Consider the following 15000-nt stretch of genomic DNA (forward strand, 5'->3'; position numbering starts at 1 on the left):
TTAAGAGATGAAGGTGGCTAATGTGGCTAGCGGACACGGTAATATTCCGGAAGAGGTTATCGAAAGCGTGCTGGCGCGGCATGATATTGTCGATACAGTCGGTAAGGTTGTCCATTTGTCCAAGCAGGGGAAATATTTATGGGGCCTCTGCCCGTTCCATTCGGAGAAATCCCCTTCCTTCACCGTCACCCCTGACCGGGGAGTATTTCATTGCTTTGGCTGCGGTATGGGTGGAAATGCCATCAAGTTCAGGATGGAGATCGAAGGATTATCCTTTCCCGAAGCAGTCAGAATAATGGCGGAAGAAAGTGATATACCCGTGCCCGAGGGCAGAGGTGGAGCGCTCGCTCCACCCGATCCAGAGCGGGATCGGCTGATTCAGGCGTATGATTTATCGGCGAAGTATTATCATTATCTGCTGAAGAACACGGAATACGGCACAGCCGCCATGGATTATTTAAGAACCCGGGGGTTCAGCGATAAAATGATTGACCAGTTTCAAATTGGCTATGCGCCGGACCGTTGGGATACACTGCTGCAGTTTCTGGAGAAACGGAGCTTTGATCTCGCCGAAATGGAGAAGGGCGGACTGCTGTCTGCCCGGGGGGAAGGCAAGGGTTATCTGGACCGTTTCCGCGGCCGGGTCATTTTTCCGATTGCTAACCGCATGGGCAAGACCATCGCCTTTGCCGGAAGAATATTCGGTGAAGGGCAGCCGAAATATCTGAATTCCCCAGAGAGCCGGTTATTCAACAAAAGCCGGATCCTGTACAATTTGCACCAGGCCAAAGCATCCATCCGCAAAACGCGGCAAATCGTCCTGTTCGAGGGATACGGTGATGTCATTTCGGCTTGGGATGCAGGTGTGCATAACGGGGTGGCAACCATGGGTACATCGCTCACCGAGGGCCATGTGGCGCTGATGAAAAGCCTGGGGGATGAGATAGTTCTCTCCTATGACGGAGATAAGGCGGGACAAGCTGCCGCACTCAAGGCCATTCCGCTGCTCGAAGAAAGCGGGCTGAGAGTTAAGGTTGCGCTGCTCCCGAGCGGCCTGGACCCCGATGAATTCATCAACCGGCATGGCGGGGACAGATTCAGGGAGCAGGTGATTGACTCCGCCGTATCCTCCATAAAATTTAAGCTTATATATCTGAAAAAAAACCATATACTCCTAGAGGAAGACGGCAAAATTGCCTATGTCAAGGAGGCTCTGGAGATTATTGCCGGACTCCATTCTTCGACGGAGCGTGAGGTATATCTGAGGGAAATCGCCTCCGAGCTGGAGCTGTCCTATGACAGCTTGAAGCAGGATTGCAATTTACTTCGGGCGTCCATGCAAAAAAACATTCCCGAAGGGGATAATAACGACAAAAGGTGGAATAATGGTAGGCATAAAAAAGGGCAGGTGCAGACACCTACGCTGCTGCCTGCTTACCATGTTGCGGAACGGCGCCTTTTATCACTGATGATTCAAGATCCGGAGGCGGCGGCCTATGTGGGCGAACGCCTCGGGGAAGAGTTCAATATTGATGATCATGCGGCAATTGCTGCTTATCTATATGCCTATTATGCGCAAGGCAAACCACCCGGCATCAGCCGGTTTCTATCATCGCTTCAGGATGACCGTCTGGAGAAGACTGCTACGGCGATCTCCATGATGGATACCCCTCCGGACTGGAATACCCAGGTTCTGGACGATTGCATTCGTGAAGTGCAGAAGTATCCTCTGCAGCGCAAAATCGAACCCAAGCGTGAAGAGATGATTCAGGCGGAAAAATCCGGTGACTTTTTGCGTGCAGCACAAATAGCAAGTGAAATTTTAGCCCTAGAGAGACAATGAGACATTGACAGGATGTACCTAGGGAGGAGGGAGTCGAATTATGGCGAACGATCAGCATACTGAACTGGAAGCGGAATTTACTCTGGATCAGGTTAAGGATCAGCTTATTGATCATGGTAAGAAAAGATCATCACTCAACTACAAAGATATTATGGAGAAATTATCGCCGTTTGATCAAGACCCCGAGCAGATGGAGGAATTCTACGAGCAGCTGAGCGATCTGGGGATCGAAGTTGTCAATGAGAATGATGAAGAGGTCAACAGCCTCCGGCCCAGTGAGGATAATGAGGACAAAGACAGTGATGATTTCAGCTTCGACGACGATCTGTCGCTGCCTCCGGGCATCAAGATCAACGACCCCGTCCGGATGTATCTGAAGGAAATCGGGCGTGTTCCGCTGTTATCGGCTGACGATGAAGTGGAACTGGCAATGAGAATCAAGAATGGTGACGAGGAAGCGAAGCGGAGACTTGCAGAAGCAAACCTGCGTCTCGTAGTCAGTATCGCCAAACGTTATGTCGGACGCGGCATGCTGTTCCTGGATTTGATTCAGGAAGGCAACATGGGTCTGATCAAGGCCGTTGAGAAATTTGACCACAATAAAGGCTTCAAATTCAGTACCTATGCAACCTGGTGGATTCGTCAGGCGATTACCCGCGCGATTGCCGACCAGGCACGGACGATCCGTATTCCCGTGCACATGGTGGAGACCATCAACAAATTAATCCGGGTTTCCCGCCAATTGCTGCAGGAACTGGGACGTGAGCCTTCGCCGGAAGAGATTGCGGCTGAGATGGAACTGACCGTAGAGAAGGTTCGGGAAATCATGAAGATTGCCCAGGAGCCGGTATCACTGGAAACACCAATCGGTGAGGAAGATGATTCGCATCTGGGAGATTTCATTGAGGATCAGGAGGCGCTTGCGCCTGCGGATGCAGCGGCATATGAGCTGCTGAAGGAACAGCTGGAGGATGTGCTGGACACGCTCACCGAGCGTGAAGAGAATGTACTTCGCCTGCGCTTCGGACTGGATGACGGACGGACGAGAACGCTTGAAGAAGTGGGTAAGGTGTTCGGCGTTACCCGCGAGCGTATCCGCCAGATTGAAGCCAAAGCACTGCGCAAGCTGCGTCACCCGAGCCGCAGTAAGCGGTTGAAGGATTTCCTCGAATAGACGTATAGGGCCGGACCTTCTGCTGCACGGTGGCAGGAGGTCCTTTGTGTATATTCTGGGTCCCCGCAAAGTACCTGAGTCATCATCGAAGCTAAAGCCCCACTTTGCGGGGAGTTTTGTAACAGGCCGGAGGCAAGATCTGGAAAGAGGGATGAGCCGTTGAATTTGGAGAAACGTGACACTATTTTAAGAGAAATTCAGTACTGGAGAAGAAGCAAGCTGCTGCCGGAGCAATATTGTGATTTCCTGACCAACCTGTATGATGATCAAGCAGAAATTAAGGATAGCAATCCGGTGTCGCTGCGGAATCTCCAGCAGGGAAGCATCAAAATATGGCTGTTTGGTTTTGGAATAATTTCCTTGATTTTCTTGATTAGTCTTTATTTTAGCGTTTTTCCCTGGCCTTTGCAACTTGCCACGGCGCTCTGTGTATTAATTGTTTGTTATGGCTATTCGGCTATTTATCTGGACCGTAACAAGATGATTAGTCTGGTACTGGCGGGAATCGGCAGCGTGTTAACCCTTGGGTTCGGGTTGTGGCTAATTGCACTGCATGATCTGGATCCCGATTTTTGGAGACCTTTGCTGATTGCAGCCTGCGGTCTCCTATGGTGTGTACTTGGATTCTTTCTGCGTATCGGACTCCTTCATTTTTGCGGTTTTGCTTTTTGGGCGCTGCTGTATGCCGGATTCTTTGGCCAGGCGAGGCCGGATGCTTCCATTCTCATGCTGGAGCTGCTCTGGCTTCCGCTCTGTGTGCTGATGATCTGGCTAAGCTGGCTTTTGTATCATCGGGTTAGCGGGGTCTCAGGTGTATACCTGGGCGTCGGCGCTTCACTCTGGCTGATGCCGGAAATCGATGCGCTATGGCTCAGATCGGGATTCCCGGAATGGACTTCGCTTGTATTAATACTGAAGATCGCTGTTGGCTTAGCGCTGCTGTTCATCTTCAGAAAAAAATGGATAACGTGGGTGGCCTCATGAACAATATAAAATTATCAGACCGGCTTCAGCTTCTGCTGGAGCAGGTACCGGAAGGAAGCAGGCTTGCCGATATCGGTTCGGATCATGCCTTGCTCCCTGTAGCCGCAGTGGAGAGCGGGCGTGTGCCTTCGGCAATTGCGGGGGAAGTAAACCTGGGACCGTATGAAGCAGCAGGCAGAGGCGTAGCTGAAGCTGGCCTCAGCCGGAAGATTGCCGTGCGGCGCGGGGACGGGTTGGAGGTGCTGGAGCCGGGAGAAGCAGACTGCATCACGATTGCCGGTATGGGCGGATCGCTAATCGCCGCTATTCTTGATCGCGGTCAGAAGCAGGGGAAGCTGGCCGGGGTGAAGACACTTGCGCTGCAGCCGAATGTGGGCGAGGATATTCTGCGCCGCTGGTTGCTTGGTAACGGCTGGGTGCTGATCTCGGAGCATATTTTGGAGGAAGACGGCAAAACTTATGAGATCCTGACAGCGGTCCCTGAAGGCAGTGAAGCTGGCCGGACGAATGAACAGCTATACCGGGAACAAGCGCTCGCCGGCGGCGGGGTGGTCCTTGATCAGTCCCTGCTCCTGCAGATGGGGCCTTGGCTGCTGCAAGCGCCGAATGAAGTGTTCACGGCGAAGTGGCGGGGGGAAATCTCCAAGCTGGAAGGAATTCTGGCCTCACTGTCGCGTTCTGAGCAGGAGGCGGCAGAAGAGAAGCGCAGCAAGATCAATGCACAAATCAAGCGGATAGCGGAGGTGCTGGAATGTTTGCCAAAGGACAGACTGTAATTGGATATATGGAGCAGCTTGCCCCGAAGCATCTGGCGGAGGAATGGGATAATGTCGGGCTTCAGCTGGGCAGCCTGCAGAAGGAGATTATCGGCGTACTGGTGGCACTGGATGTCAATGACAGTGTCGTGGACGAAGCGATTGCCCAAGGCTGTAATCTGATTATCGCCCATCACGCGATTATTTTCCGGCCGGTCAAAGGCATTCTCACAGACACTCCCATGGGCCGGCTGTATGAGAAGCTGATCAAAAACGACATTGCCGTCTATATCAGCCATACCAATCTGGATGTGGCGGAAGGCGGAATGAACGACTGGATGGCGGAAGCGCTGGGTATTGAGAACGGTGCACCGATCAAGGATATTCATACGGAGCAATTGTCCAAGCTCGTTGTTTTTGTGCCGAAGGATCACCATCAGAAGGTGCTGGATGCGATTCTGAATGCCGGTGCGGGCTGGATCGGCAATTATAGCCATTGCAGCTTCAACATCGAAGGTTATGGCACCTTCATTCCTCAGGAGGGAACAGACCCTTATATCGGCAAGCAAGGCAAGCTGGAACGGGCTGAAGAGATCCGCATTGAGACCATTGTGCCGCATCCGATCCGCAATAAGGTTGTGCAGGCTATGCTGAAGGCTCATCCGTATGAAGAGGTGGCTTATGATCTCTATTCCATGGACCTCAAGGGACGCAGCCTCGGCCTTGGAAGAGTGGGTAAGCTTAAGGAGCCAACTACGCTGGGAGAGTTCGTGGAGACCGTGAAGAGCGGTCTGGATGTTGACCATGTGCGTGTCGTTGGTGATTTGAACCGGCCTATCCGCAAGGCAGCTGTTATGGGCGGGTCCGGTGCCAAGTATTACAGCAGTGCCATCTTCAAAGGAGCGGATGTGCTGGTGACTGGTGATATCGATTACCATACGGCGCAGGATGCACACCTGGCAGGCATCGCACTGATTGACCCGGGGCATAATGCAGAGAAGATCATGAAGGAGAAAGTTGCGGAGTTTCTTACCGGCAAGCTGACAGAGCATAAGTGCAGTACTGTGGTGTATGCCTCCAAGCTGGACACCGAGCCTTTCAATTTCCTCTAAGCGGCTGTAATTGAAATTATTAACACTTGTGTCCGCTGGTGCAAGTCTGTATAATATACAATGTTGTTCCGGAAAGTTTGACAGACAATCGCCGGTGTGCGTGAGAACGCCGCGGGAGGAAAGTCCGGGCTCCATAAGGCAGGATGCTGGATAACGTCCAGTCGGCGCGAGCCGAAGGATAGTGCCACAGAAATGGACCGCCGATGGCTGCTTTCGGGCAGCACAGGCAAGGATGGAACCGAGGTGTAAGAGACCCCGAGGAACGCTGGTGACTTCGTTCCTGGTAAACCCCATCTGGAGCAAGACCTAATGAGACGCAGCATCTTCCCTAACCGGGAGAAGCAGCCTTCGCCTGAGGCGTGTCTAGGTTGGTCGCTGGAGCTGTGCAGTAATGTATGGCCTAGATAGATGATTGTCGCTTATGGTGGGAGGGTAGTTCCCGTTTGAACCACAACGAGCACAGAACCCGGCTTACGGCAAACTTTCCTAACTGACAACGAATAAGCACTGTGCGGTAACTCAATACACTTACAGACATTAAGACGGCGGCCTCCTCAGGGGGCCGCCTTTTGTATATAGTTATAGGTAACTTTCGGAGCAATGGCTACATAGGAAGCAGACGTTCCTCATACCGGGACATGGCTACTTCCAGCCGCTGCACCGCAAGGGGCAGCAGCTCCGGCCGCGTATGGGTGAAGTTGAGGCGCATCGCATTCTTCAGCGGCCCGGCGGAGTAGAATACCTCGCCGGGAACGAAGGCGACGCCCTGCTCTACGGCAAGCGGCAGCAGCTCAGCAGTATTAATGCGGCCGGACAGGGTCAGCCATAGGAACATGCCGCCGCGCGGCTCAAGGAAGCTGGCCCCCTCCCAGTTCCGTGAGGAGAGCTCGGCCGAGAGCAGCTTCATCCGTGACTGATATTCACGGGAGATCAGGCGGATATGTTCTTCTAGGTCAAACCTCTGCAGAAGTTCATGCAGGGCGCGCTGATCAATGGCGCTGGAATGCAGATCAGCAGCCTGCTTGGCTTTAGCGATGATGCGGATCAGCTCTGAAGGGCCGATGATCCAGCCTGTGCGCAGCCCTGGTGCCACGATTTTGGAGAAGGTGCCTGTATAGACCACACAGGAACTACCATCCAGATTTCTGTCGATGGAGGCAAGTGTGGGCGGATAAGCTCCAGGAATTTCATCGAAGGTAATCTCCCCGTACGGATTGTCTTCCAATATCAGCACGCCGTATTTCCGGCATAGCCCTACAACCTGTTCGCGGCGTTCTTTGCTCCAGGTCGCACCTGAAGGATTGTTGAACGTAGGGACGGCATACAGGAGCTTAGGCCGGTGCTTACGGAGCTGTTCTTCGAGATGCTCAGGCAGCATACCTTGTTCATCGCTGTCCACCACGCGGATGTCTGCGCGGTAAGTTCCCAGCACCTGCAGGGCAGCCAGATAAGTAGGAGCTTCCACCAGTACGGCATCACCCGGATCAATAAGTATTCTGCAGAGCAGATCTATAGCCTGCTGGGAACCGGTGGTGAGGAGCATTTCCTGTGCGGACACCGGAATGCCCTGCTGTCCCAATCTTGCAGCGACCGCTTCACGCAGCGGAAGGTATCCCTCGGTTAAGCCGTATTGCAGCGCTGAAACATCACTGGCGAGTACACGGTTATAGGCATCGCGGACAGCCTCTACAGGGAACAGCTCCTCAGCAGGCAAGCCGCCCGCCAGCGAGATAATATCTTTGCCCTGCGTAATTTTGAGAATGTCACGGACAGCTGAGGACCCCAGGTGATTCGTCATCTCAGCATAATTAATCTTCATGGTTCATGCTCCCCGCTAATCTGAATTTTGTTGTATCATAACGGTATAGCAGTATAACAGTAAAGCGCTAAATATAACAGTCAAGGGGGAAACGGGATGCGTATTGATTTACTCCGCAGCGGCACTAAATCTCTGCCACAGCAGATCAGTGAGACCATAGCCCAGCGGATCACTTCCGGACTGCTCCAGCCGGGGAGTAAGCTGCCCTCCGTAAGAGGTCTGGCCTCCTCCTTGAAGGTAAGCCAGGTAACCGTCAGCAAGGCTTATGCTGATCTGGAAACCCGCGGTCATATTATCTGCAGCCAGGGCAAAGGCTGTTATGTAGCGGAGCGGCAGCGGAATGTGCCCGATACTTCAGCCGGATGGCAGGACGCTTATGACGACTACCTGCCGCGGGCACAGCTGTGGCGCAACTTCAATTATTCGGAAGTGCAGTATCCCTTCCATCTGGCAGCGATACACAGCAGCCTCCTTCCGCTTGAACCGATTGGTGCCACTATGGCGGCTCTGGTACAAGAAGAGCCAGAGCTGATGGCCTCCTACGGGAATTTCCAGGGCGATCAGGAGCTGCGGGAGGTGATGCGCAGGCATCTGCAGAGCCGGGGCATAGCGATTGGGTCCAATGACTTAATGATTACCAGCGGTTCACAGCAGGGAATCGATCTGGTGGCCCGGACCTTCGTCGGTCCCGGGGATACCGTATATCTGGAGGCGCCTAGCTATACGGGTGCCATTGATGTTTTTGCCGGACGGGGGGCAGAGATGATCTTCGTTCCGATGGATGAGCAAGGGATGCGGGTGGACCGGCTTACTGCAATGTGTGACCGCAGACCGCCGAAGCTCATCTATACGAACCCTACCTTTCAGAATCCCAGCGGCGCTACGATGAGCATAACAAGAAGACAGCGGCTGCTGGAGCTTGCCCGCAGTTACCGCTGTCTCATTGTGGAGGATGATCCGTTCAGTGATCTGTATTTCCATCAGCCGCCTCCGCCGTCGATCAAATCGATGGATGGCGCCGGGCATGTAGTCTATATGAAGAGCTTCAGCAAAGTGCTCGCGCCCGGATGCCGGATCGCCTGCGTTGCCGCTGAAGGCAATATCCTGTCCAGGCTGATTGCCGCCAAGTCGTCGAGTGACCTGGGCAGTCCGCTGCTGACCCAGCGGGCAGTATTGCCGTTCATCGACCGCAGGTATGAGGCCTACGCGGCGAAGCTGCGGACCGCCCTGCGCCTTCGCAAGGAAGCGGCGGCGATGCTTCTGAAGCAGTATGCCCCGGCCGGAGTCAGCTGGACGCTGCCTGAGGGCGGCCTGAACTTATGGCTGCAGCTGCCCGAATCCCCCGGGATAGACAAGCTGCATGCGCTGGCTGATCAGGAAGGGATATCCTTCCTGCCCGGAGATGTCTGCTATGCCGGAGACACGCCTTCCCGCCATATCCGGCTCTGTTATTCGCAGCTTACGCAAGAAGACATGGAGCGCGGGCTCAGACAGTTCCTGCGCCTGCTGGACCGGCATCTGCGTTCAATCCGCCAATAAGCCTCACGCGTCTGGCCGGGCGGACAAGCGTGTAACTCATTGCATAGATTTCAGCTGTTTACCGACATTCTGAGGGAATAACTGCAGGGGAACTTGGCCTCCGCCGGCAGCCTGAAGGGTCTGGTAGATATCTACCTGACCCCAGCCAAAGTATTTATCATGTCCGGCATCACCCAGATCCACCGCATTTGAGGTCAGTAGCTCGGTTACTTCCTTATTGGTCAGCCCGGGGTTCAGCGAGCGTACCAGCCCGGCGAGCGCTGCCACATGGGGGCTGGCCATCGAGGTACCGGATAATGCCGCATACTGATTATCAGGATAGGTACTGGCGATACTTTCCCCGGGGGCGGCCACATCGATATAATCCCCGTAATTGGAGAAAGACGCTCTCTCTCCGGTGGAATTGGTTGCGGCCACGGCAATTACCTCCTCATAGGCCGCCGGGTAGCCCGGCCGCTCGGTATTGTCATTGCCGGAAGCGGAGACAATGACAACGTCGCGGTCATAGGCATATTTAATGGCATCATGCAGGAACTGGGAGTCGGCATAATTGCCCAGGCTGAGATTAATCACTTTGGCGCCATGGTCGGCAGCCCAGATAATGCCTTCGGCAACAGAATAAGTGGTGCCAGCCCCGGAGTTGTCGAGCGCTTTTACCGGAAGGATCTTGTTATACCAGCTGATGCCGGCCACACCTTCCTCATTATTGGTCAACGCTCCGATGATGCCTGAGACATGCGTGCCGTGCCCGACATCATCATCCGGCGCTCCACCGTTAGTTATCGCATTATATCCGGCCAGCAGCTGGCCCTGCAGATCGGGATGGTCCGCCTGAACTCCGGTATCCACCACGGCTACAACGACTTCCTTGCTGCCTTTGGACAGATTCCAGCCCAATTCTGTTTCAATGGCCGGCAGATTCCACTGATAGGTGGAGAAGAGCAGATCATTAGGCGTTATAACATTGGCACCTGTATTTTCGCTCACTGTATCATTGGTTAAATACATATAGTGAGGCTCGGAGTATTGCGGGTGCCATTTATAAGCGAAGTAGGTTTTGAGCTGGGAATAGTTCATCTTCTCTGAGCGGAAAATATAGGCATACCCCAGCTTACGCGGCTCCTTGCACTGAATATCTGCGGCAATGGTCTGAAGCTGGCCTGCTGTAGGATGCCCGTTAGGGAAGCGGACGACGATCTCGTTCTCGTAGTAATGGCTGGCATTCTCATTGTCATGGCCTGTCTTGACAGTGAGATCCTGCAGCGTATCGGCATGAACGGATTCTACGCGGTACTTGCCTTCCTTAGGGTAAGGGATCAGACGGAGATTCTTCAGCTGGTGCTGGGCTACCCGGTCAAGAATCTTCTGATTGATCAGGGCAATGACGCCGAGCTGGCCCTCCTGGTCACGCTGTGCCACGAAATAATATTTCTTGCTGCCGATTACAAAAGACGGGGACTCATAGGCTTGATGCCCCTTGATGGCCGACTTGGCTGTGTTCAGGTATTTGAGCAGCTGCTTGTTCTCCTGGTCCGTTCCTTCCGGAAGAGAGGATTTATAGGTAGTTGTCTTCTGCGTGCGGAAATCAATCAGCATCAGCATGGTGATATGACCGTGTCCCTGCTGTAAGTTCCTGGCATATGCTGAGATATCCTCAGGCGAAGCGCCGTGGGTATCCGATAGCATAGTTCTAAGATGTTTGCTTACATCCACGCGGTTCAGGCGGTCAGTAGCACTCACATCCTGTACCAGGGCTGTTTTCTTGATGATTTTCTCCTGAGAGGGATTCGGCACAGAGGCTTGTCTGAGGGTACTGCTTATGGCGCTGTCTTCCGGCCGCAGGGCAAAAGTAAGCAGCACCACCGTCAGCGCAGCAGTGACCAGACCGGCGACGGTTAAGTTTTTTCGTGACATGGTTTCCGCTCCTTCCTGGCATTGTAATACCTGTTAGGTTTAGAAGAGAGGGCTGGTTTTATGCATCGGAGAAAAGGATACCGCCGTACAGGGTTTTATGTTAATATCAGAAAATAAGCGCTTTCCGGGGCTTGTATCCGGTCTGCTGGACCGGGATGACTCTCCTCACCTGCGGTGGGTGGAGACCGGTGAAGTTTTGTGATACTATCAAGATAGAACTATTCGAAATGATTATGTCGTAACGACTACAAAGCAAGGACTAATAAGGGGGAGCAATCGCCATGTCAGCAGCTAATGTGCAGAAATTGTGTGTATCGACGAGAGAAAAACTTAAATCCGTAATCGGAAAAATGGAACTGTTCCTGAACGAGCATGCGCTGCCGCAACTGGTTGCCGAAGAGGGTGAAGAAACACTGCATTTCTATCAAGGGTTCTTGTCCGATCTCCGCCATCTGCTGGTGTTCTCGGAGATGTCTTATGAGAAGCTTGGGGTTGCTCTGCGCCGCGCCACTTTTGATGAAGCCTTCGCGCAAAAAGCGCTATATAATGTATATCATTTTGGAGTGAACAACTTCTTCTATCCTAAGAATGAAAGCTACTCCGAAGATGGACGCTATGCCTACACAGGTCAGGATGCGATCCGTTTCCGCAAGAAGCCGGTTCGTCCGGCGCGCGATATTATTATGGAGATTACTAAGGTCTATGAAGAGCTGCGCGATGATCTGGCTTATTATGAGAACGATTATTTAACGGAGAAACGGATGCAGAATCAGGTGTAGTACCGGATCTGCCAGTTTCGGGTAAAGGACCGGGTTTGTCATGAGCAACATGACATCCTGGTCTTTTTTTGCGTGCACATTTGCGTGTGCCTATATGAACGGCGCCGTTTCATCAGCTGGAAACCATTCAGCCGCATAGCAGTAAAGCGGAGAGGACATAATGAAGCCGAGGTGATCATTATGACAAACGCAAAACCGCTTGTGAAATGCAGTGTGAGCAACTGTCATTATTGGGGAGAACAGAACCTGTGCCGTGCCGAGGAAATTGTAATTGAAATTGACAAGCATGCAGGCAGCCACTTCAAAGAAGAATATGCTGAAGAGCTTACGGCGAACAATCATCATGATCATGCCGGAACTTCGTCTGCAACCTGTTGTCTGACGTTCAAGCCGAACGCTTAGAGGAGGCCCTTATGGACAATCAGAATGATGAACCCAAAGTGGACCGTTCGGAACGCAGGAAAATTATTTTGCGTCCGCGCAGAGTGGATTACCCCCGGCGGGACAGAAGTCACAACGAGGAATATGCTGCTGAAATCAGTCCGCTTCCCGTGCAGGTCCACAGTACCGCCAACAGGGAAACAGAACGTACAACCGGCAGTGTAAAGGAAAGTGATGAACGGACAATCGGTTATATTGGCCTCGGTTTTGGTGTGGTTTCCTTATTTATCTGGTCAATAATTATGGGGCCTATTGCTGCAGTGCTCGGGTATTATGCCTATGCCAGGGGACAAAAAACTGCTGGCGCCTGGTCCATGGGACTGGGAATTGTCTCTACCTTAAGTTATTTTGTCTTAATTCCTTTTGCCCGTTAGAGTAAAATGCATGCAGAAATTTGGTTTCAAAACAGGCTTTCAGACCTAACTATGCGGGTCTGAGGTCTGTTTTTTCTGTTTGGCATATAGTAATTACTGCAAATAAATTGTAAAATAAAGCCGTATTTCAAATTTAAATAGAATGCTTTATTTTATTTATATAGATTTATTATGGAAGAGGGAATGGGAGCATGGCAATCGACCCCGCTGCAGCAAGCGGAACCGGGCAACTGAAATGGGTTGATCTGAGGAGTTCAAGCATGAAAGGCGGAAGCGGCAAGGTTTCATCCGGGGTAACAGGTTCTTCGGCAGCGGAATTCGCCGCTTTACTACAGCAGGCGGCCCTGCAATCCGCAACCGGCGGCGGCAGCGGAAGCACTTTAACCTCACTCACGGATACTTCTTCACTAAGTAATCTGCTCTGGCAGCAGCTCGGTGGAACAGCTGAAACGTACGACAGCATTTCCGGGGAAATAACGCACACAGTGCCGACGGATTACGAAGAGCTGATCCAGACGGCCAGTGCGAAATATGGCGTTCCTGTTGATTTGATCAAGGCTGTAATTGATACGGAATCCTCGTTTAATCCTAATGTTGTTTCTTCTGCTGGGGCCAAAGGGCTGATGCAATTAATGGATGGAACGGCGAACGGGCTGGGGGTCTCCGATCCGTTTGATCCCGCCCAGAATATTGACGGAGGCGTGCGTTACCTCTCATATCAGCTCAAACGTTACAATGGTGAGGAGAATATGGCACTGGCCGCTTATAATGCCGGGCCGGGCCGGGTTAACAAGCTGGGCGTCAATAACGACGCAGAGCTTATGGCGAATCTCTCAGGGCTTCCGAAGGAAACTCAGGCCTATATTGCCAAAATAGAACGCGCCCGTGCGCAATACGCGGTATAATATAAAGGATCAAACGGAATCTGCATCAAGCCGCTCCGGCGGCAGCAGCCCGTTTGATCCTTTTTGCAACATATAAATAAAGTATGAATTTTGCTATACTTATTCTTTCTCGCTGAAAGGCTACCGTCCACCAAGAACGGCGTAGCCGTATATGCCTGGCAGAATGGGAATGCTGAAACGATAAGCAAAGGAGAACGCCGATATATGCTGTATTGGGATTATGCCGCTGCTGCTCCGCCGTATGAGGAGGTAGTTCAGACTATGGAACAAGTCATGAGGCAGCACTTTGCCAATCCCTCCTCTCTGCACCGTGCAGGGGCGGAGGCGGATAAGCTGATCAAGCGTGCGCGGGAAGTGTGTGCGGCAGCGCTTGGCGTGCAGCCGCAGGAGATTGTGTTCACTTCGGGAGCTACGGAGAGCAATAATCTGGCCATCAAAGGAGCTGCGCTGCAATATCAGGGCAGAGGGCGCCATATAATAACTACCGAGCTGGAGCATCCTTCAGTCTATGAGAGCTGTCTTCAGCTGCAGCAGTTGGGCTGGGAGATTACCTTTATTGCACCGGACAGCTCCGGAGTCCTCGAACCCTCGCGGGTTGCCGCTGCGGTCCGGCCGGATACTGTGCTGGTCAGTGTAATGCATGTGAATAATGAGATTGGCACGGTGCAGCCGCTGCAAGAGATCGGACGGCAGGTCAAGGCTGTGAACCGCCGGACACTGTTTCATGTCGATGGGGTGCAGGGCTATGGCAAGCTGGAGACCCGGCTGAAGGAATGGCAGGCGGATCTGTACAGCTTGTCAGCGCACAAAATCCGCGGCCCGCGCGGAACAGGAATCCTGTATGTACGGGAAGGCGTAACCTTGTTCCCTCTGCTTACCGGGGGCTCTCAGGAAATGGGCAACCGCGCCGGAACAGAGAATGTGCCGAATATTGTAGCCACAGCCAAGGCGGTGCGCATGAGCGGCGAACGGCGGCAGGAATTCACCCGCTGTATTACGCCGCTAAAAAAACAGCTGGAGGATTATATATCAGGAATTCCGGAGCTTGTGCTGAACAGCAGCGGAGACGGGGCGCCTCATATTGTCCATTTCTCTTACCCCGGAATGAAGGGGGAGGTTATGGCCCGGAAGCTGGAGGAACTGGGAATGGCCGTTGCCACCCGCTCCGCCTGTTCGTCACGGCTGGCCGAACCGAGCCGGGTTCTGCTGTCCATCGGGAGGGACAGGGCTGCTGCGCTTGGCGGCATCCGTATCAGTCTGGGTGACAGCCATACGAAGCAGGAGGTGCAGCAGCTGGAGCAGGCGCTGCTTGCCGCTGTCCAGTCTTTGAAGATTGCTGAAGGAGGCGTGAAATAATAAAT

13 protein-coding genes and 1 other RNA gene are annotated in these 15000 nt (G+C 53.0%); 12 read left to right on the top strand and 2 right to left on the bottom strand.

Annotated elements, in window-relative coordinates; genetic code table 11:
* The first annotated feature begins 7 nt into the window (after nucleotides 1–7).
* The 6 genes from dnaG to rnpB all read left to right on the top strand — a co-directional run bounded on the left by dnaG (nucleotide 8) and on the right by rnpB (nucleotide 6357).
* Entirely contained in the window at nucleotides 8–1843 is a 1836-nt protein-coding gene (dnaG, locus tag MKZ24_RS13005; RefSeq protein WP_231637709.1) for a DNA primase, read from the top strand.
* 40 nt (nucleotides 1844–1883) lie between these two features.
* Nucleotides 1884–3017, top strand: a complete 1134-nt coding sequence (rpoD, locus tag MKZ24_RS13010) for an RNA polymerase sigma factor RpoD (protein ID WP_039304147.1) — start codon at nucleotides 1884–1886, stop codon at nucleotides 3015–3017.
* Nucleotides 3018–3176: 159 nt separating this feature from the next.
* Entirely contained in the window at nucleotides 3177–4001 is an 825-nt protein-coding gene (locus MKZ24_RS13015; RefSeq protein ID WP_042238560.1) for a hypothetical protein, read from the top strand.
* A 5-nt stretch (nucleotides 4002–4006) separates the two neighbouring features.
* Entirely contained in the window at nucleotides 4007–4777 is a 771-nt protein-coding gene (locus MKZ24_RS13020; protein ID WP_042243205.1) for a tRNA (adenine(22)-N(1))-methyltransferase, read from the top strand.
* Entirely contained in the window at nucleotides 4753–5868 is a 1116-nt protein-coding gene (locus tag MKZ24_RS13025; RefSeq protein ID WP_042238559.1) for a Nif3-like dinuclear metal center hexameric protein, read from the top strand. Before MKZ24_RS13020 ends, MKZ24_RS13025 begins: the two co-directional genes overlap by 25 nt.
* Nucleotides 5869–5940: 72 nt before the next feature.
* An RNA gene (rnpB, locus tag MKZ24_RS13030) (RNase P RNA component class A) lies at nucleotides 5941–6357 on the top strand.
* 115 nt (nucleotides 6358–6472) lie between these two features.
* Here the strand turns inward: rnpB and MKZ24_RS13035 are convergent.
* Complete coding sequence (locus tag MKZ24_RS13035) at nucleotides 6473–7687, bottom strand: aminotransferase-like domain-containing protein (protein WP_042238558.1); 1215 nt, start codon at nucleotides 7685–7687, stop codon at nucleotides 6473–6475.
* A gap of 96 nt (nucleotides 7688–7783) precedes the next feature.
* Between MKZ24_RS13035 and pdxR the strand changes: the two genes are divergently transcribed.
* Nucleotides 7784–9226 (top strand): MocR-like pyridoxine biosynthesis transcription factor PdxR, encoded by a 1443-nt coding sequence (gene pdxR / locus MKZ24_RS13040; protein WP_042238557.1) that lies wholly within the window; start codon nucleotides 7784–7786, stop codon nucleotides 9224–9226.
* Nucleotides 9227–9262: 36 nt separating this feature from the next.
* Here the strand turns inward: pdxR and MKZ24_RS13045 are convergent, their stop codons facing one another.
* Entirely contained in the window at nucleotides 9263–11140 is a 1878-nt protein-coding gene (locus tag MKZ24_RS13045) for a S8 family peptidase (RefSeq protein ID WP_340783560.1), read from the bottom strand.
* Nucleotides 11141–11421: 281 nt separating this feature from the next.
* Here MKZ24_RS13045 and MKZ24_RS13050 point away from each other — a divergent pair, with 281 nt between their 5' ends.
* The 5 genes from MKZ24_RS13050 to MKZ24_RS13070 all read left to right on the top strand — a co-directional run bounded on the left by MKZ24_RS13050 (nucleotide 11422) and on the right by MKZ24_RS13070 (nucleotide 14995).
* On the top strand, nucleotides 11422–11919 hold the full coding sequence (locus MKZ24_RS13050) for a YpuI family protein (RefSeq protein WP_042238555.1): 498 nt from the start codon (nucleotides 11422–11424) through the stop codon (nucleotides 11917–11919).
* A 180-nt stretch (nucleotides 11920–12099) separates the two neighbouring features.
* Complete coding sequence (locus tag MKZ24_RS13055; RefSeq protein WP_042216770.1) at nucleotides 12100–12321, top strand: DUF1540 domain-containing protein; 222 nt, start codon at nucleotides 12100–12102, stop codon at nucleotides 12319–12321.
* A gap of 11 nt (nucleotides 12322–12332) precedes the next feature.
* A complete protein-coding gene (locus MKZ24_RS13060; RefSeq protein WP_042238554.1) occupies nucleotides 12333–12734 on the top strand; it encodes a hypothetical protein in 402 nt (133 codons plus the stop codon).
* A gap of 191 nt (nucleotides 12735–12925) precedes the next feature.
* Nucleotides 12926–13639, top strand: coding sequence for a lytic transglycosylase domain-containing protein (locus MKZ24_RS13065; RefSeq protein ID WP_042238553.1), 714 nt, complete (start codon nucleotides 12926–12928; stop codon nucleotides 13637–13639).
* A 204-nt stretch (nucleotides 13640–13843) separates the two neighbouring features.
* Nucleotides 13844–14995, top strand: a complete 1152-nt coding sequence (locus tag MKZ24_RS13070; RefSeq protein ID WP_340783568.1) for a cysteine desulfurase family protein — start codon at nucleotides 13844–13846, stop codon at nucleotides 14993–14995.
* The last annotated feature ends 5 nt before the right edge of the window (nucleotides 14996–15000 follow it).

It is taken from the genome of Paenibacillus sp. FSL R7-0297 (genome assembly GCF_038009025.1).
In the GTDB taxonomy this organism is placed as follows: domain Bacteria; phylum Bacillota; class Bacilli; order Paenibacillales; family Paenibacillaceae; genus Paenibacillus_AQ.